Source organism: Eubacterium barkeri (assembly GCF_900107125.1).
In the GTDB taxonomy this organism is placed as follows: domain Bacteria; phylum Bacillota; class Clostridia; order Eubacteriales; family Eubacteriaceae; genus Eubacterium_O; species Eubacterium_O barkeri.
The window spans coordinates 1-17713 of record NZ_FNOU01000033.1 but is presented as its reverse complement, the minus strand read 5'-3'; the positions used below and the strand labels follow the sequence as shown (position 1 = coordinate 17713).

The following is a 17713-nucleotide window of genomic DNA, read 5'->3' as shown; positions in this document are numbered from 1 at the left end:
ATCCGCTATCGCAAGATGTTCGGAGAATACATGGTTTACGTGGAGGATCGGCCGGTACTGCTGGTCTGTGACAACACCGTCTTTGTTAAAATACTACCGGAAATCGGAGACATGATGCAGGGTGCCGACACTGGCACCCCTTATAAAGGGGCAAAGGTCCACTATATCCTCGACATCGAGGACCGGGCTTTGTGCCAGGCGATCATTGCTATTTTGAAGACAATCATCCCGGTGCCAAAGCCTCGGAAGAAAAAATAGAGGATCATGACAGAAGGGGACAGGCAGTCGCATATTTGCGCCTAATATTGTTGGCGATATGATACAATTGGCTCATAGAAACATACAAATTGGAAGTTGTGGAGGAATCAGATGAAAAACTTCAAAAGAAGAGATTTGTCCTTTTCATTATGCGGACTTAACTGTACCCTCTGCACCATGCGGATTGGCGGACATTGTCCCGGATGTGGCGGAGGTGATGGCAATCAAGGCTGTTCTATTGCAAGGTGCAGCATCGCGCACGGCGGATTTGAATATTGTTCCGAATGTGCAAGCTACCCTTGTCCGAAATATAACGGCATCACGCAATTTGATTCATTTATCACCCATCGAAATCAAATCTCGGACATGGCTAAGATGACAAGGCTCGGAAGTGATACGTATCGGGAGGAGCTTGAACAGAAATCGCAGATACTACAATACCTTCTTGCCAATTTCAATGACGGACGCAAAAAGACTTTCTTCTGTCTTGCCATTAACCTGCTCGATTTGTCAGACATTGAGAAGGTTATGCAACAGATAAGGGAACGCATTACCCGAGAAATGACGGTTAAGAAGAAGGCCTCGGTTACAGTCGAGTGCTTCGAAGCTGTGGCAAAAGAAAAAGACATTATACTAAAGATGAATAAGAAGCCATCAAAAGTGAAATAAGCAAACCTCAAAAATCCTTAAACAAAGTTCGCCCTCCTTGACAATGTGTCAGGGAGGGTTTATTATTAAAAGAAAAAACACCCCCCTGGGGTGTAGGGAGTTAAGGAAAATGCAAGCAAATTCACAGCAAGTTTTAAGGCTGCTCAAAACGGCCCGGGGCCAGATCGATGGGATTATCAAGATGGTGGAGGAGGATCGGTACTGCATGGATATCTCCCAGCAGCTTATGGCCTCCCAATCGGTGCTGCGTCGGGCCAATAAGGAGGTCCTCTCCGCTCATCTGAAATCCTGTGTCAAGAATGCCCGGACGGAGGAGGAGATGGAGGAGAAGGTGGACGAGTTGGTGGCCACTCTGGATAAAATTATGAAGTAGTCATAGGAGCGCTGTCGTCCTAGGTAGTGGTCGACGTCCGTTATATGAATACATTCTGGTCTCCGCTCCGCGGACAGCAAAGCTGTTCGCGTCAAGTCGATGCTGACTGTATTCAAATAACGGACGTCTGTAGGGAAACTTTTTGGACAGCGTCGTAGTGAGATTGATGAGAATTGAGGTAACAACAATGGAAAAAGAGCGTTTTGATATTACAGGGATGACCTGTTCATCGTGCTCCACCCGGGTGGAGAAGGCGGTGGATGGTCTGGAAGGCGTGGAGACGGCGGCGGTGAACCTGCTGACCAATTCCATGACGGTGGAATATGACCCGGCGGCGGTGGATGCCCAGGGCATTGTGGATGCGGTGGAAAAGGCTGGGTATGGGGCAGTGCCGGTGATGGCTGAAAATACGGCCGGAAAAGCTTCGGGCCAGACGGTCCAGGGGGCTCCAACCAATGTAGCGGAGATGGCCATTAAGGAAATGAAACACCGCATCATCGTGTCCTTTGCCTTCCTCATTCCCCTCATGTATGTTTCCATGGGAAGCATGGTGGGCCTGCCCCTGCCGGGATTTTTAACGGGAATGGAGAATTCGGTATCCTTTGCCTTTACCCAGTTTCTCCTCACCCTGCCCGTGGTGGTGGTGAATCGGAAGTATTACAGCACGGGTTTTAAAACCCTTTGGCATCGAGCCCCTAATATGGATAGTCTCATTGCGGTGGGCTCCGGTGCCGCCCTGGTCTACGGGGTATTCGCCCTGTACCGTATGAGTTGGGCCCTGGGGGCCGGGGAGATGGCTGTGGTCCACCAATATCATATGGATCTGTATTTTGAATCGGCAGCGATGATCTTAGCCCTCATTACCCTGGGGAAGTACCTGGAAGCCCGGGCCAAGGGCAAGACCAGCGAGGCCATTTCCAAGCTCATCGACCTCTCCCCGAAGACCGCCATGGTTATCCGGGATGGTGTAGAGGTGGAGGTCCCTGCGGACAGCGTTCGGGTGGATGAAATCTGCGTGGTGCGCCCCGGGGCCAGCATTCCAGTCGATGGGGTGGTGGTGGAGGGCCAAAGCGCCGTGGATGAAGCCGCCATCACCGGGGAAAGCATTCCGGTGGAAAAGAGCACCGGAGATGCGGTCATTGCCGCGACCATTAATACCTCTGGCTTTTTAAAAGTACGGGCCACGAAGGTCGGTGAGGACACCGCTTTTTCGGAAATCATCCGCTTGGTCCAGGAGGCCAGTGCCAGCAAGGCACCCATCGCCCACCTGGCAGACCAGATTGCCGGGATTTTCGTTCCGGTGGTGATGGTCATTGCTCTGGGGGCTACCATCTTCTGGCTGGTGAGCGGTTCGACCTTTGAATTCGCCCTGTCCATTGGCATTGCGGTGCTGGTGATCTCCTGCCCCTGTGCCCTGGGATTGGCCACACCGGTGGCCATCATGGTGGGCACGGGTAAGGGTGCGGAAAACGGCATCCTCATCAAAAGTGGGGATGCCTTGGAAACAGCCTGTAAGGTGGATACGGTGGTGCTGGATAAAACCGGGACCATCACCACGGGTAAGCCCGTAGTGACTGATGTGCAGGTGCTGCAAGCGGGCCTGTCGGAACCGGATTTTCTGGCACTGGCCGGGGCATTGGAGGCTCCCAGTGGTCATCCCCTGGCGGATGCCGTGGTGGATTATGTGGCGGAACAGAGACTGTCACTGCCGACGGTGTCAGATTTCAAGGCGCTGTTGGGCATGGGGGTGGAAGGCCGCATTGCCGGCCGCATGGTTTATGGCGGAAACCTGCGCCTGCTGAAGGATTCGGCATTATCCACAGATTTGTCCACAGACTTATCCACAATTGTGGATAATGTGGATAAACTATCGGAATTGGGAAGAACGCCCCTTATATTCTTTGACGATACCCAGGTATTGGGCATCATCGCCGTGGCCGATGCCATTAAGGCAGACAGTGTGGCGGCAGTGGCAGAGATGAAGGCCATGGGCCTTTCCGTGGTGATGCTCACTGGGGATAATGCCAAGACCGCTGAGGCCATCCGGGCCCAGGCCGGCATCGGCCGGGTGGTGGCCGGGGTGCTGCCGGCGGATAAAGAAAAGGAAATCCAGCGCCTGAAGGCAGAGGGTCATCAGGTGGCCATGGTGGGGGACGGCATCAATGATGCCCCGGCCCTGGCGGCAGCGGATGTGGGCATGGCCATTGGTGCCGGGACGGATGTGGCCATTGAAAGTGCCGATATCGTGCTCATGCACAGTGGTCTTACGGATGTGTCCGCCGCCATTCGTCTGAGTCGCTCAGTCATTAGGAACATCAAGGAAAACCTCTTCTGGGCCTTTTTCTACAATGTGATTGGCATTCCCATTGCCGCTGGGGTTTTATATCCCGCCTTGGGAATGCGGTTAAGTCCCATGCTGGGGGCTCTGGCCATGAGCTTATCCAGTGTTTGTGTGGTGCTCAACGCCCTGAGATTGAAGGGGCTCAAGCTTAAGAAGACAAGTGTGGCACCGGCTCCAAAAGTCCAGGATGCCCCGGAAGTTAAGGCTGTTCTGCAATCTGAAAATAATGAAAGTACCTTAAAGGAGGAACTTAAAATGATGACTTTAAAAATTAATGGCATGAACTGTATGCACTGTGTGGGCAGTGTGAAAGCGGCCCTGGAAGCCATTCCCGGTGTTCAGGCTATTGTAGATTTGGATAAGGGGACTGCCATGGTCCAGGCTCCGGGGGATGTCTCTCCGGACCGTCTGAAGAAGGCAGTGGCGGATGCCGGCTTTACGGTGACAGCCATCGATTAATGCTAAAAAGACCGCCTTAATTGGCGGTCTTCGTTGTTTTTGAAGATGGGGTTTGTTCAGAAAACGGTCTTACTGGTGCTGGCGACTCCGCCGCACTGTCTTCACCACCTCGTACCAGATGACGCAGGCCACGCCCAGGCCCAGGGAGAAGAAGAACTGCCCGGGGGTGAGGGCCGCCAGCTTGAGGAGCTGGTTTAAGGGGCTGTAGAGGATGAGGAGCAGGATGGCTACAGTGCCCAGTCCCACGGCCCACATGACCTTATCCTTAACCAGCCGCCCCATGGCGGTGAGAATACTGTCATGGTCGGAGCAATTCACAAAGACTAAGAGCAGGTTGGCGACAATGATAATGGTTAAAGCCATGGCCCGGCCCATGGGGGCGTTTGCTGGATTTCCAGCCAGCACGGCGAAATAGGTACCGAAGGAGGCGGCGAAGATGCACAGCCCCTGGATGATGCTTTTGGTGAGGGTGCGCCGGTCCAGGAGCGGTTCTTCTGGATTTCGGGGTGGCCGTTCCATGATATCCTGCTCTGCGGGTTCCCGTTCCAGGACGATGGAGCAGGTGGGGTCAATGACCAGCTCCAGCAGCACCACGTGCAGGGGCAGGAGGAGCAGGGCGCCGGGGGATATGCCCAGCAGGGGCCCCAGCAGTGCCGAGAAAGCGATGGGGATGTGGATGGTGAACACATAGCCCACGGCCCGGCGGATATTATCAAAGATACGCCGACCGTCTTTAACCGTATCCACGATGGTGGAAAAATCGTCATCCATAAGAATGAGGTCCGCGGCTTCCCGGGAGACCTCACTGCCCCGCTTGCCCATGGCGATGCCGATATCGGCGTACTTGAGGGCCGACGCGTCATTGACCCCGTCCCCGGTCATGGCTACGATCTGACCGTTTTCCTTAAAGGCCCGGACGATGCGCATCTTGTGCTCGGGGATAACCCGGGAGAAGATGTTGGTCGTCTTGATGGCCTCCCGGAGGGCAGCATCATCCATGGTTTCCAGCATATCCCCGGTGATGATATTGTCGGCATGGGGCATGCCGATGGTCTTGGCGATGGCCGAGGCGGTGATGCCGTTGTCTCCGGTGATCATGACCACGCGGATGCCGGCGGCGTTGCATCGGGCGATGTCGGCTGCCACTGTGGGCCGCGGGGGATCGGAGAGGCCGATGAGCCCCAGGAAGGTGAGGCGGTTATCCGACAGTTCTGTCGGGACGGCATCGGCAGAGGGATAATCCGCCTGGGCCACGGCGATGACCCGGAGCCCCTGGCGGGAGAAGGCATCCAGCTGGGCCTCCACCTGGATGCGGGCCTCTTCAGATAAATGGCAGAGGGGCAGCAGGCGTTCCGGCGAGCCCTTGGCAGCCAGGAGGATGCCCTCGGGACGCTGCCAGACGTGGCCCATCATCTTGGTTTCATTGGTGAAGGGGTATTCGGTCACAAGGGTGCCGTCAAAGAGGTCCCCCGGGGTGAAGCCATGCTCTTCGCAATAGCGGAGCATGGCCTTTTCCATGGGGTCGTAGGCGTCGGTTTCGCAACCCATACCCATGGTACGGATGAGCTTTTGTGCATCGCCGTCCTGGGCCCAGGCTTCGGTGACGGTCATGCGGTTCTGGGTGATGGTCCCGGTTTTATCCACGCAGAGCACGGACACGGCCCCCAGGGTTTCCACGGAGGGGAGGCGGCGCACCAGGGCGTTGTTCTTGGCCAGGCGCCAGGCTCCCATGGAGAGAAATACCGTCAGGATAACTGGGAATTCCTCGGGGATCATGGCCATGGCCAGGGTGATGCCGGAGAGGATGGATTCGATGATGCGGGAGTGCAGGGGCAGCTCGGCGAGGTTGATAAAGTTGAGGATGCCCACCAGGGCGAAGAGAACCCCGGCGATACCGGCGCAGAGTTTGACCAGACGGCCGGTTTGCTTTTGCAGGGGCGTGTCCTCCTGGGGGGCGCTGGCCACACCGGCGCCAATTTTGCCGTATTCGGTGCGGGCACCGATCTGGTCCACCCGGACCATGGCGGTGCCCTGGGTTACCAGGGTGCCCCCGTAGCAGTAGTCGGTACGCCAGTATTCTCCGGGCCCCAGTTTAGGGGCGGCGTCCTCCGGCACCTTCCACACGCCCATGGACTCCCCGGTGAGGGAGGATTCATCCACGCAGAAGTCATTGCATTTTAAAATGGTGCCATCGGCAGGGATCTTGATGCCCTCGGAGAGGAGCATGATGTCCCCGGGGACCAGATCCACGCTGGGGATGGATCTCTCCACCCCGTCCCGTATGACACTGACATGGGGGGCGGATAAATCCCGCAGGGCGGTGAGAGTCTTGTCCGTCTTCCATTCCTGGATAACATCAATGGTGATGATGCCGATGACGAAGATGAGCATGATGGCACCGTCCCGGGGTTCCCCCAGGATGAAGTAGATAATGGCGGCAGCCAGCAGCAGCAGGAACATGGGCTCCGCGATGATGTGGAGAACCTTTAGGAAGAAGTTTTGCTTCTTCTGAGGGACCAGTTCGTTCTTTCCCCATTTGGCCTGTTGGGCCGTTGCCTCGGCCGTCGTCAGGCCCTGAATCTTTTGCAGGTCGTTCATAATTACCTCCGGAATATGGATGTGATTACTCTTTACGTCTTGCGGATTTGTTCTGCGGGGGTTGGCGGTTACAAGATACAAAAAGGCACCCGTAGAACATTACTGTCCCACAGGTGCCTTTTGTTCGTCACACGCTGCTGCCACAATTCGTGGCCCGGCCCCATGACCTGTTTCCAGGTGCATCGCCTGCTCAGTTTGTACTGTATTTTTCTTGCAGTGCAAAGAGTTTAGCTTAGTATAAGGCTTCGGCCCGCTGTTGTCAAGTCACGATATCAAAAAATAAAGAAAAATAAGGAATCTGGGGGACTGGTGTTTAAAGACCACTAAAAAGCTTTATAACGGCACTGAAGAAGATTTGACTTTGATCGGGGGCATTTTCCTTAATATAGGTTTGTGCAGTGCCCGGGGAATCCGTCACAATGGCGTCGACGCCAAGCTCCACCATTTTGTCAATCTGGTCCTCGTCATCCACGGTCCACACCCAGAGCTGCTTATTCGCATGATGAACACGGGTGAGGAGGTCTTCGGTGGCAAAGGTGGCCTCGACGCTGTAAATATCCACGGGGAGGAGCTCTAAATTTCCCAGGGCAATAAAGGTGTTGAGGCAGGTGTCGATTTGGGGGTCCGTTTCCTCCACGGCCTTCAGGGTGTTATAATCCAGGGAGGCAAAGAACCCCTTGTTGTAAAAGTTATGCTTTTGGAAGATGGCGACAGCGTGCTTCACAAAATCCACATCGTGGGCGGTGGGCTTGAGCTCGATATTCATTTTAATTCGACCATCACAGAGGGCAATAGCTTCGTCCAGGGTCATCAGTCGTTCATTGGCAAATTCGGGACTGAAGTGGCTGCCGATATCCAGATCCTTTAAGTCCGCGTAATTGGTTTCCCAGATGTTGATATCCATTCCGGCAAGGCGGGAAAGGTTGCTGTCATGGGAGACGACTAAGACGCCGTCGGCGGTTTGACACACATCAATTTCCACATAATCCGCCCCCTCGGCGATGGCCTTCTCCAGGGCGGCCCGGGTGTTTTCCGGGGTTTCGGTGGAATTTCCCCGATGCCCGGCAATCAGTGGACCTGAAAAAAGGGTATTGAGGGTATCGCCGTTAAAGGTACCCAGGACGGCCAGGTACTTTCCCCCAAAGGCGACAAGGAGGACGAGGACACAGAGGATAATCTTTCGGGGCCGGGTCCAGAAGCCAACCGGCCGTTCTGGAACGATGGGTGCTGTGGGGAGGGAACCTGGTGGGGACCACTGATAGAAGGAGGCTGTCAGGACGGCTAAAATAAGAGGCGTTTCAATGACGGCCACTGCGGTTAGACCCAGGGTCCCAATGAGGGCCAGGAAGGCAAGTAAAATGGTATTGCCGGTGGAGAGGGTAGTATGGGGATCAATTAAGGCCCCCAGAGCACCTGAAATTCCCAGGATAATGGCGAAGAAAATCAAAAAAGCCAGAATGGTGAAAAAGACCATCAGGATGAGGATGATCCGGATGACAATACATCGCCAAAGGGTTCGAATAAGGTGCTTGTGGATGAAGTGGTGGCTTTTTATGGCGCTTTTAATGAAGGAATCGCCTTCCAGAGTAAAGAAGTGGAAGGCATAGAGGATGCGCAGGGCCAGAAGAAAGAGTAGCAAGGTGAGGGCGGCAAAGGAGACGGTCAGCACAGGGGCTTCATAAATATAAGACATGATGAACCCCGGAATGGTCATCCCGTGGAAATAATTGGAGCTTAAACCAAAATCCACAAAGGGTAAAATCAGGAGAAGAAAGAGGATGGCAATCCAGTTTTTCGGTTTAAAGATTTGGGCAGCCCGGCGAATCCCTGTGGCAATAAGGGGAAAAAGCTGGACCCTACGGCCATTGTGGCTTTCATACAAACAAAGAATGACGGTGGTGAATTCTAAAAGGATGAAAAAAGCATTTAAAAAAAGCAGCAATAAAGCGGCAGCAATCACCAGGGGATTGGAAGCAACCGTGGTCAGATTGGAGCCTTGGAGATAGTTCAGATTGGAATAGAGTAAGGCTTTGTTGATGATAAGGCCATTCAGGGGCTTGAGGCCGAAGGCGCCAACCGTGTAATAGAGCATCTCAAAAAGAAGCAGAGGCCAGAAATTGAGGGCGTAGCGCCGGAGTTCTCCCCGAAGGGATTGAGGTGCAGGTCGTGTGGACATCATAAGCCTCCTTTAGTAGGGATGATTTTCTAATAGTATACCGAAAATTCAGGATTTAAGCAATAATCCTCCATTGAGGCCTATAAAAAAGTCGGAGCGACAGGCGCCGCCCCGACGAGGAGAGAGGGTATGAAATAATGGCTAGTTGATGGATTCAATCTGGCCATCGGTACTGACGGTTACTGTAAAAGTTTGGGTTTGGGCAATATCGCCACCTTCCCAATCACGCTTTTCTGTCATGGTGATGGTAGTGGTTCCCGGGGCGATGCCAAGGAAGGTATAGGTGTGGGTCCCGCCGCTGCCGGTGGTCTTGCCCGCCGTGTCCTCCGGGGCGTAGATGTCGTTGGAAAAGCTGAGGATATTCGGGTCTGCAATGGCGTAGGACCAGGTGTAGCCAGTGCTGGGGTTTTCCGTCAGGGTGATGATAACGGTTTTGCCTTCAAAGCTGGCTCCGACCTTGGTCTCGGTGGTGGTTCCCCGGGCAGAGCAGCCACAAAGGATTGCGATCAGGATGGTGACACCCCCTAAAAGTAAATGTGCCTTTTTCACAATAGTACCTCCTTTATCCGATGGGGTCAGTTTACACCCTTTTGCTTAAAAAAGCGTTATATTTTTTAGCCTCTTTGGCGTGGATTCAAAACTGTGGTATAATAAAGTACAATAATAATGTCGACAAGAATAAAAATTCGGAGGAATATAAATGGAAGAGAAACGATTCGCGTTGCTCATCGATGGGGATAATATCTCAGCTAAATACATCGCTGGCATCCTGAACGAAATGACGAATTATGGGGTCATTACCTACAAACGCATCTACGGGGATTGGACAGCCACCACCTCGGGGAAGTGGAAGGAGGAGCTGCTTTCCAACTCCATCACCCCCATCCAGCAGTTTTGCAATGTCAGTGGGAAGAACGCTACGGACTCAGCCCTGATTATCGATGCCATGGATATTCTCTATGGCGGGAGCGTGGACGGATTTGCCATCGTCTCCAGTGACTCGGATTTCACCCGGTTGGCCAGCCGCCTCCGAGAATCCGGGATGATGGTGGTGGGCATGGGGGAGGAAAAGACGCCCTACGCCTTTCGCAACGCCTGTACCAAGTTCACCAGCCTGGAGAATGTTTTAGATACCTACGAAGCCGATGTAGAATCTGAGGATGAAGGCGGCGATACCGCAGCCAGTACGGACAACGGCCAACGCCAGAAGAAGAGTCAGCGGACCTCTAAAAAGGCCATAGAGAATACCATTGCCAATATCATCACCGAGAATGAAAACAAGGGGAAGAATACGGGGCTTGGTGAGGTGGGCAGCCGCTTAAACAATAAGTATCCCGATTTTGATGTGCGAAACTACGGCTACAGCTTGCTGTCTAAATTTCTGGAGGAATCCAACCGCTTTGTCCTCCAGCAGACCAGCCGCAGCATCCATGTGGCCTTAAAGGGCAACCAGGATACCAGCAGTGAGGTGGTGGAATTCGTGCGGGCCAAGGTGGCCCAGAGTGGCCGGGATGGCATTGAGCTTGGCTATCTGGGGAATCTGGTCCACGATGCCTTCCCGCGCTTTAGCTTTAAGGATAAGGGTTACTCCAAGTTTTCCAAATTTGTCCAAAGCATCTCCGGCATCTCCATTGTTGACCGGGGGTACCAAGGGAATCGGGCCATTCGGAAGTAGATATAAAAAAACCAGGACCGGATGGTCCTGGTTTTTTTAATGTCCATTACATGTGGATATCGGGGTACAGGGGGTACTTGTCTGTCAAGGTCTTGACCAAGGCCCGGGCACCCTCTAAGTCCTTCTTAATCAGGGCCAGCTCGAAGATATCAGCAATGATGGCCATATCCCCTTCCACCAGGCCCCGGGAGGTGACAGCCGGTGTCCCTACCCGGACGCCGCTGGCGATGGTGGGCTTTTGCTTATCGAAGGGGATGGCGTTTTTATTGGCGGTGATATTGACACTGCCCAGAATATCGTCGGCATCCCGGCCCGTCATCCCCACAGCACTGACATCCACTAACATCAGGTGGTTATCCGTTCCCCCGGAGACGATGCGAAAGCCCTTGGCGGTGAGGGCTTCGGCCAGAACCCTGGCATTGGCAACAATTTGGCCTTGGTAGGCCTTGAAATCATCGGATAGGGCTTCCTTAAAGCACACGGCCTTAGCAGCGATAATGTGCATCAGTGGCCCCCCCTGGGTGCCTGGGAAGACCGCCTTATCGATTTTAGCCGCATACTCTGCTTTACATAAGATCAGGCCGCCCCGGGGACCCCGCAGGGTCTTATGGGTGGTGGTGGTGACAAAATCCGCATAGGGCACTGGGGATTCATGGAGTCCAGCGGCCACCAGTCCGGCAATGTGGGCCATATCCACCATCATCAGGGCACCGCCGTCCCGGCAGAGTTCTGCAATGCGTTTGAAGTCGATGGCCCGGGGATAGGCAGAGGCCCCCACGACCACCAGCTTCGGCCGGTATTCCTGAATGTAATCCCCAATCTGAGCGTAATCGATGGTTTCGGATTCGGGGTCGACACCATAGGAGATGAAGTTAAAGTATTTTCCCGAGAGGTTGACCTTGCTGCCATGGGTGAGATGGCCGCCGTGATCAAGGCTCATGCCGAGGACCGTATCCCCGGGATTTAACATGGCGAAATAGACCGCCGTATTGGCCTGGGCACCGGAGTGGGGCTGGACATTGGCATGGTCGGCGCCGAAGAGGGTTTTAGCCCGGGCGATGGCGATGCGTTCCACATCATCCACGTGGCAGCAGCCGCCGTAATAGCGGGCACCGGGAAGCCCCTCGGCATACTTGTTGGTCAGATGGCTGCCCATGGCTTCCATCACCGCCTCGGAAACAAAGTTCTCAGAAGCAATCAATTCTAAATGGCTCTGTTGGCGATGGAGCTCATCGGCCATCAAGGCATAGATTTCGGGATCAGTGGCTTGGACGTGTTGGTATTTCATAGTTCCTCCTGTTAATTGACAAATACAATTGTGTTTCATTCTAACACAAAATTAGGGGTTTGCATAGTTTAATGCATCAATTAAGTAAAATCTATCCGTTTTCAATTTTCAAGAGAATTTCAGAATTACACCTATTTTCAGGTTTCCTTAGGGGGGTATAAAATTCTTGCAATCGATGGGCTGTGATGATAATATATTATTATTAAAGAACGATAAATAAATATCAAACTCTGAGATTTGAGTAACGTGTAAAAGCGAGTGAGAGGTGTTATCAATGGGTAGAGAACGGAAAAAACGACCAAAGAAAATGGCAGTCGTCCACTGCGGCGGCGGGAGCAGCTTGAAGGAGGGAGTCGTTCTGACTTCTGGTGTGGCCTGCGAGGGGCTTTTAGAGGCATATCCTGAGGGGCTGAGAGCCTGTAGCTACGGCTGCCTGGGCGGCGGAAGCTGTGTATTGGCCTGTAAGGTGGGTGCCCTGGGAATGACAGATGCTGGGGTGGCTGCGGTGGATACTGAGTCCTGTGTGGGCTGTGGATTATGCGTGGCGGCTTGCCCCCGGCAGCTTATTGAGCTGGTGCCGGCAGAAAACACCATCGCGGTTCACTGTGCCAGTGAAGCGGCAGGCGCCCAGACCCGTAAGGACTGTACCACGGGCTGTATTGCCTGTGGCATCTGTGAGAAGAATTGTCCGGCAGGAGCCATCACCGTGGTGGATCACTGCGCCGTGATTGACGAAGAACACTGCATCGCCTGTGGGATGTGTGCAGTGAAGTGCCCCCGGGGGGCCATCGTCGATGGCAATGGCATTTTGACTGTGTTAGCGGAAATCAGATAAGGGGGAAGGACAATGGCCGAATATCGTTTTATTGTTAATGGTGTTGAACGGGCAACCAGCGAGGATAAGCCTTTACTGCGTTATCTCCGGGATGACCTGGATCTGTTCTCTGTTAAAGATGGTTGTAGTGAGGGGGCCTGTGGAACCTGTACCATCATTGTGGATGGCAAGGCGGTGAAATCCTGTGTACTCACCACGAAACGGGCCCAGGGAAAGAATATCCTTACCACTGAGGGTTTAAGCGAAGTCGAAAAGGAAGCCTTTGTATACGCCTTTGGGGCCAAGGGATCGGTGCAGTGTGGCTTCTGTATCCCAGGAATGGTGATGGCGGGGAAGGCCCTCCTGGACCAGAATCTCAACCCCACGGAGGAGGATATTAAAATTGCCCTCAAGGGCAATATCTGCCGGTGTACCGGCTATAAGAAGATTATCGAGGGTATCCAGATGGTGGCTGAGATCCTAAGGGGTGAGGTTGCCGTGGAATCAGAGCTTGAGGCCGGGGAAGACTACGGCGTCGGGAAACGGGCCTTCCGCATCGATGTGCGTAAGAAGGTGTTGGGCTACGGGGAGTACCCCGACGATATCCGCATGGACAACATGGCCCATGTTTCCGCTGTCCGTTCCAAATATCCCAGAGCCCGGGTGGTGGCCATCAATGCCGAAAAGGCCCTGGCCTTGCCGGGGGTACTGGGGGTTCTCACCGCAGAGGATGTTCCCAATAACAAGGTGGGCCATATCCAGCAGGACTGGGATGTCATGATTGCCCAGGGGGATATTACCCGCTGTGTGGGAGATGCCATTTGCCTGGTGGTGGCGGAATCCGAAGCAATCCTTGAAAAGGCTAAAAAACTGGTTAAAATCGACTACGAGGTTCTGGAGCCAGTCCGGAATATCGCTGAGGCAGCGGCGGCAGATGCTCCGAAGATCCATGAAGGGGGCAATCTCTGCCAATCCCGGCACGTCACCCGGGGGGATGCTAAAACCGCCCTGGCCCAGTCGGCACACACCATTACCCGTCGGTTTACCACGCCCTTTACCGAGCACGCCTTCCTGGAGCCGGAATGTGCTGTGGCCTTCCCCTATAAGGATGGGGTGAAGATTTACACCACGGACCAGGGGGCCTATGACACCCGGAAAGAGGTCGCCATTATGTTTGGCTGGGACCCTGAGCGCATCATCGTGGAGAACAAGCTCATCGGTGGGGGCTTTGGGGGTAAGGAGGACGTCTCCGTCCAACATATCGCCGCCCTGGCTGCCCATCACTTTGGCCGGCCGGTGAAGGCGAAGTTTAGTCGCCAGGAATCCCTGTGCTTCCATCCTAAGCGCCATGCCATGGATGGCACCTTTACCCTGGGCTGTGATGAAGAGGGAATCTTTACGGGATTAGACTGTGAGATCAATTTCGATACCGGGGCCTACGCTTCCCTGTGTGGACCGGTTCTGGAACGGGCGTGTACCCACTCCGTGGGACCCTATTGTTATCAGAACACGGATATTCGGGGCTACGGCTATTATACCAATAATCCTCCAGCTGGGGCCTTCCGGGGCTTTGGGGTTTGTCAGAGTGAATTCGCCCTGGAATCCATCATCAACCTCCTGGCCGAGGAAGTGGGAATCTCCCCCTGGGAAATCCGCTATCGCAATGCCATTGAGCCGGGGAAGGTTCTGCCCAATGGTCAGATTGCCGATTGCTCCACGGCTCTGAAGGAAACCCTGGAGGCGGTTAAGGAAGTCTACGAAGGCCATCCTGGCCGGGCAGGAATCGCCTGTGCCATGAAAAATGCAGGGGTGGGAGTCGGCCTGCCGGATAAAGGCCGGGCCAAGCTGTTAGTCCGGGACGGTATTGTCGAAATTTACGCTGCTGCCTCGGATATTGGCCAGGGCTGTGCCACCGTGTTCATCCAGATGCTGTCAGAAACCACAGGCCTGCCCCTGGGCAAGATTCGGAATATGGGAAGCAATACCGATACGACGCCGGATTCCGGTACGACCTCAGGGTCCCGCCAAACCCTCCTTACGGGAGAAGCGGTCCGGGGTGCAGCCCTTGATTTAGACCTGGCCCTGAAGGCGGTGGATGGGGATTTAAGGCAGTTGGAGGGCGAAGAATTCTTCTATGAATACTTTGAGCCGACGGATAAGCTGGGGGCGGATGTGCCCTATCCCAAGAGCCACATTGCCTATGGCTATGCCACCCATGTGGTGATTCTCGACGATGAAGGAAAGGTGAGCGAAGTATACGCCGCCCACGATTCCGGGAAGGTGGTTAACCCGACTTCTATCCAGGGTCAGATTGAAGGTGGTGTCCTGATGGGGCTGGGCTACGCCCTGACCGAGGACTTCCCCTTGAAGGATTGTGTGCCCCAGGCAAAATACGGGACCTTGGGATTGATGCGTGCCAACCAGATTCCTGAGATCCACGCCATATATGTGGAAAAGGATGAGCTGCTCCCGGTGGCTTACGGGGCCAAGGGCATTGGCGAAATTGCCACGATCCCCACCGCACCAGCGGCCCAGGGCGCCTACTACGCCATGGATCACATCCTTCGGCCGGACCTGCCCATGGTCGATACCTATTATTCGAAGAAGCGATAAGCTGAGACGGCCCCGTGTCGTTAACATAAAGTCAGAATCCGCGGATTCTGGCTTTTTTAAATGGGCAGGAGACAGACCTGCCGTGAAAGGCAAAAAAAGACCGTAAAGTACCGGTCAACTTAAAGAAATGGGGGTTCGAAAGATGGTATAATTGAAAAAAATCGAGGAGGATTATCCATGTCAGATCAAAATTTACGGAATGCACAAAAGGCGCTTTTAGAAATAGAATACGAAAACTACGGTACCATTGGTGATCTTTTCAGGGGAAAGGGTTCCTGGGAAATGTTTTATTGTGAGGAAGCCAGTGAGGATGGCTATGTCGCCATTGAAGCCGATGATTATATTGCGGAATTCAATGGGGATCTTTCCGGTCAGGCCGTTTGCGTCCAGTTTATGCTGAGTGCTGACGAAGAAACCTACGGCCTGCTCTATGCTGATTTAGATGGAGAGCCCCTGGATGGGGACGAAGCGGCTGAATTACTGGCTAAATTGGCTGGTGGTGGAAGTGGTGGACGACGTGCCGGTGGTGAGCGGAAAAGCAGCAGTCGATCCCAAAGTGATGGAGCACGTCAGAGCGGTGGTCGCACCAATCGTTCAGCTGGCTCTGGCCGTTCAGGCAGCAGACGTACTAGCGATGGTGGACGGAAAAGCAGTGCCCGAAGTGGTGGAAGTGGAAGAAATGGCGGAAATGGTGGAAAGTCCAAAGCTGAAACAGCCGCTCTGGAAGCCTGGTGTGAAGAAAACGGTTATGAATACAGCGAAGAATATTGGGAAGAATTTGAAGAGAGCGAAGAATACGAAGAATACCTCGAAGAATATGACGAGGAGGAATACGACGACGAATACGATGATGACGACGAATACGACGACGATGAAGAGTATGATGACGATGAAGAGTATGATGACGACGAAGAGTACGACGACGATGAAGAATATGATGACGACGAAGAAGAATACGAAGACAACGAAGAGTACGACGACGATGAAGAATATGATGATGACGATGATTATGAAGAAGATTACGATGACGGTGGCGATGATTATGACGATGGTGGAGATTACGACGACGAAGAATGATTTCCACACACATAAGAGAAATCAAAAGGGAGGTGCTGCGGCACCCCTCTTTTTTAATGGCGCGCGCGAAAAAAAGGAGGATAAGATTTAAGGATCAATAGACATGTTGGTGTAATAATTGACATGACAATGGAGGGTTAATATAATGTTAATTGAAAGTGAGGTGTTTTTATGCAGATTTCAAGCCGATTTACCCTGGCAGTTCATATTTTGGACTGTATTGATACATTCAAAGATGCGTATAAGGTCACCAGTGGCTTTCTGGCAAGCAGTACAAATGTTAATCCCGTCATCGTAAGAAAAATTCTTGGACAACTCAAAGCAGCAGGCCTGGTGGAAGTCACAAGGGGATCGGGTGGGGCATCCATTTCTAAACCACTGAAGGACATTACCTTTCTGGATATATACAGAGCTGTTGAATGTGTTGGTAATGGTGAATTATTTCATTTTCATGATAACCCCAATATTGAGTGTCCCATTGGAAAAAATATTCATTTCATCCTTGATGATCGACTCATTCAAGTACAAAATGCCATGGAAAAGGAACTGGAATCCATCACCATGGAAGATGTCCGAAAGGATACCCTAAAATACTTGGGGCAATAAAAATAGTTGTAACTATTGACATTACAATACGAAGGTGATATTATTTAGTTGTAATTAAAAGTATTACAACTAAATAATCATTGGAGGTTATGTAATGGGACATTTCAGTAAAGTCAGTGTGGCACAGGATGCCCGAACAGAGCTTCACGATCAGCTTTCGCTGACGGGTGCAGAGGTTAGTATTAATAATTTGCCTGCGGGTGCAGGGGTACCATTCGTCCATTCCCATAAACAGAACGAAGAAATTTATGTTGTTCTTTCAGGTAAGGGGAAGGCTATTATAGATGGTGAAAGGGTAGCGCTTGCTGTTGGGGACTGGGTGCGTATTTCCCCAGCGGCAAAAAGGCAATTCTCAGCAGCAGAGGATTCAGGAATCAGTTTTGCCTGTATCCAGGTGAAAGAAAATTCCCTTGAAGGATATACAATGGATGACGCCGTTATTGAAGAGGAATAGTCGCCGTGAATCGGTGGAGATGGATTTTCCCACTCCGACAAAAAAGGGGGTCGCAACCTGCGACCCCCTCAGACTGTCGACAAAGCCATGGAAACCCATAAAGTTTCTATGGCTTTTTTTCGATTGGAAGAGAAGCGAGAACGTCATCCGTGATATAATAAAAACATCAAAAGCGGAGGAAAAAAAGATGCTGACGAAACGGGAAAAAAACATACGAGAACAATCTCAGATCATCACCATGGATACCATCGTACCAAGGGACCATATTCTAAGGTTAGTGGATGAAGCCATCAGCTTCGACTTCATCTATGA

At 52.8% G+C, this 17713-nt stretch carries 14 protein-coding genes and 1 riboswitch; of the genes, 10 read left to right on the top strand and 4 right to left on the bottom strand.

The features are described from left to right. The 4 genes from BLU30_RS13555 to BLU30_RS13540 form a co-directional block, all read left to right on the top strand. On the top strand, positions 1–258 hold a 258-nt coding region (locus tag BLU30_RS13555), incomplete at its 5' end, for a transcriptional regulator (protein ID WP_090247185.1). Between the two features lie 111 nt (positions 259–369). Continuing rightward, positions 370–927 (top strand): DUF3795 domain-containing protein, encoded by a 558-nt coding sequence (locus BLU30_RS13550; RefSeq protein WP_090247182.1) that lies wholly within the window; start codon positions 370–372, stop codon positions 925–927. 109 nt (positions 928–1036) lie between these two features. After that, positions 1037–1300 carry a metal-sensing transcriptional repressor gene (locus BLU30_RS13545; RefSeq protein ID WP_090247180.1) on the top strand — a complete coding sequence of 88 codons (264 nt, stop codon included), beginning with the start codon at positions 1037–1039 and terminating at the stop codon, positions 1298–1300. Between the two features lie 187 nt (positions 1301–1487). After that, positions 1488–4100 carry a heavy metal translocating P-type ATPase gene (locus BLU30_RS13540; protein ID WP_242873595.1) on the top strand — a complete coding sequence of 871 codons (2613 nt, stop codon included), beginning with the start codon at positions 1488–1490 and terminating at the stop codon, positions 4098–4100. A gap of 69 nt (positions 4101–4169) precedes the next feature. Here the strand turns inward: BLU30_RS13540 and BLU30_RS13535 are convergent, their stop codons facing one another. The 3 genes from BLU30_RS13535 to BLU30_RS13525 all read right to left on the bottom strand — a co-directional run bounded on the left by BLU30_RS13535 (position 4170) and on the right by BLU30_RS13525 (position 9423). Beyond that, the gene (locus BLU30_RS13535) at positions 4170–6698 is read right to left on the bottom strand and encodes a cation-translocating P-type ATPase (protein WP_090247177.1); all 2529 of its coding nucleotides are present in this window, start codon (positions 6696–6698) and stop codon (positions 4170–4172) included. Positions 6699–6798: 100 nt separating this feature from the next. Next, positions 6799–6902, bottom strand: a riboswitch (NiCo riboswitch). A gap of 109 nt (positions 6903–7011) precedes the next feature. Continuing rightward, entirely contained in the window at positions 7012–8877 is a 1866-nt protein-coding gene (locus BLU30_RS13530) for a glycerophosphodiester phosphodiesterase family protein (RefSeq protein WP_090247175.1), read from the bottom strand. 138 nt (positions 8878–9015) lie between these two features. Then, on the bottom strand, positions 9016–9423 hold the full coding sequence (locus tag BLU30_RS13525) for a protease inhibitor I42 family protein (protein ID WP_176770955.1): 408 nt from the start codon (positions 9421–9423) through the stop codon (positions 9016–9018). A 151-nt stretch (positions 9424–9574) separates the two neighbouring features. On the opposite strand from BLU30_RS13525, the gene BLU30_RS13520 reads away from it, so the two are divergent. Beyond that, positions 9575–10549 carry an NYN domain-containing protein gene (locus BLU30_RS13520; protein WP_090247172.1) on the top strand — a complete coding sequence of 325 codons (975 nt, stop codon included), beginning with the start codon at positions 9575–9577 and terminating at the stop codon, positions 10547–10549. Positions 10550–10595: 46 nt separating this feature from the next. Here BLU30_RS13520 and BLU30_RS13515 read toward each other — a convergent pair whose 3' ends face one another. Then, positions 10596–11837 carry a serine hydroxymethyltransferase gene (locus BLU30_RS13515; protein WP_090247171.1) on the bottom strand — a complete coding sequence of 414 codons (1242 nt, stop codon included), beginning with the start codon at positions 11835–11837 and terminating at the stop codon, positions 10596–10598. Between the two features lie 274 nt (positions 11838–12111). On the opposite strand from BLU30_RS13515, the gene BLU30_RS13510 reads away from it, so the two are divergent. The 5 genes from BLU30_RS13510 to BLU30_RS13490 all read left to right on the top strand — a co-directional run bounded on the left by BLU30_RS13510 (position 12112) and on the right by BLU30_RS13490 (position 17401). Next, the gene (locus tag BLU30_RS13510; protein ID WP_090247169.1) at positions 12112–12672 is read left to right on the top strand and encodes a 4Fe-4S binding protein; all 561 of its coding nucleotides are present in this window, start codon (positions 12112–12114) and stop codon (positions 12670–12672) included. A gap of 12 nt (positions 12673–12684) precedes the next feature. After that, positions 12685–15264 carry a selenium-dependent xanthine dehydrogenase gene (gene xdh, locus BLU30_RS13505; RefSeq protein ID WP_090247168.1) on the top strand — a complete coding sequence of 860 codons (2580 nt, stop codon included), beginning with the start codon at positions 12685–12687 and terminating at the stop codon, positions 15262–15264. Positions 15265–15441: 177 nt separating this feature from the next. Next, positions 15442–16341, top strand: coding sequence for a hypothetical protein (locus BLU30_RS14310; RefSeq protein WP_176770954.1), 900 nt, complete (start codon positions 15442–15444; stop codon positions 16339–16341). A 171-nt stretch (positions 16342–16512) separates the two neighbouring features. Beyond that, complete coding sequence (locus BLU30_RS13495; protein ID WP_090247166.1) at positions 16513–16947, top strand: Rrf2 family transcriptional regulator; 435 nt, start codon at positions 16513–16515, stop codon at positions 16945–16947. Between the two features lie 94 nt (positions 16948–17041). After that, a complete protein-coding gene (locus BLU30_RS13490) occupies positions 17042–17401 on the top strand; it encodes a cupin domain-containing protein (RefSeq protein ID WP_090247165.1) in 360 nt (119 codons plus the stop codon). Positions 17402–17713 lie beyond the last annotated feature (312 nt).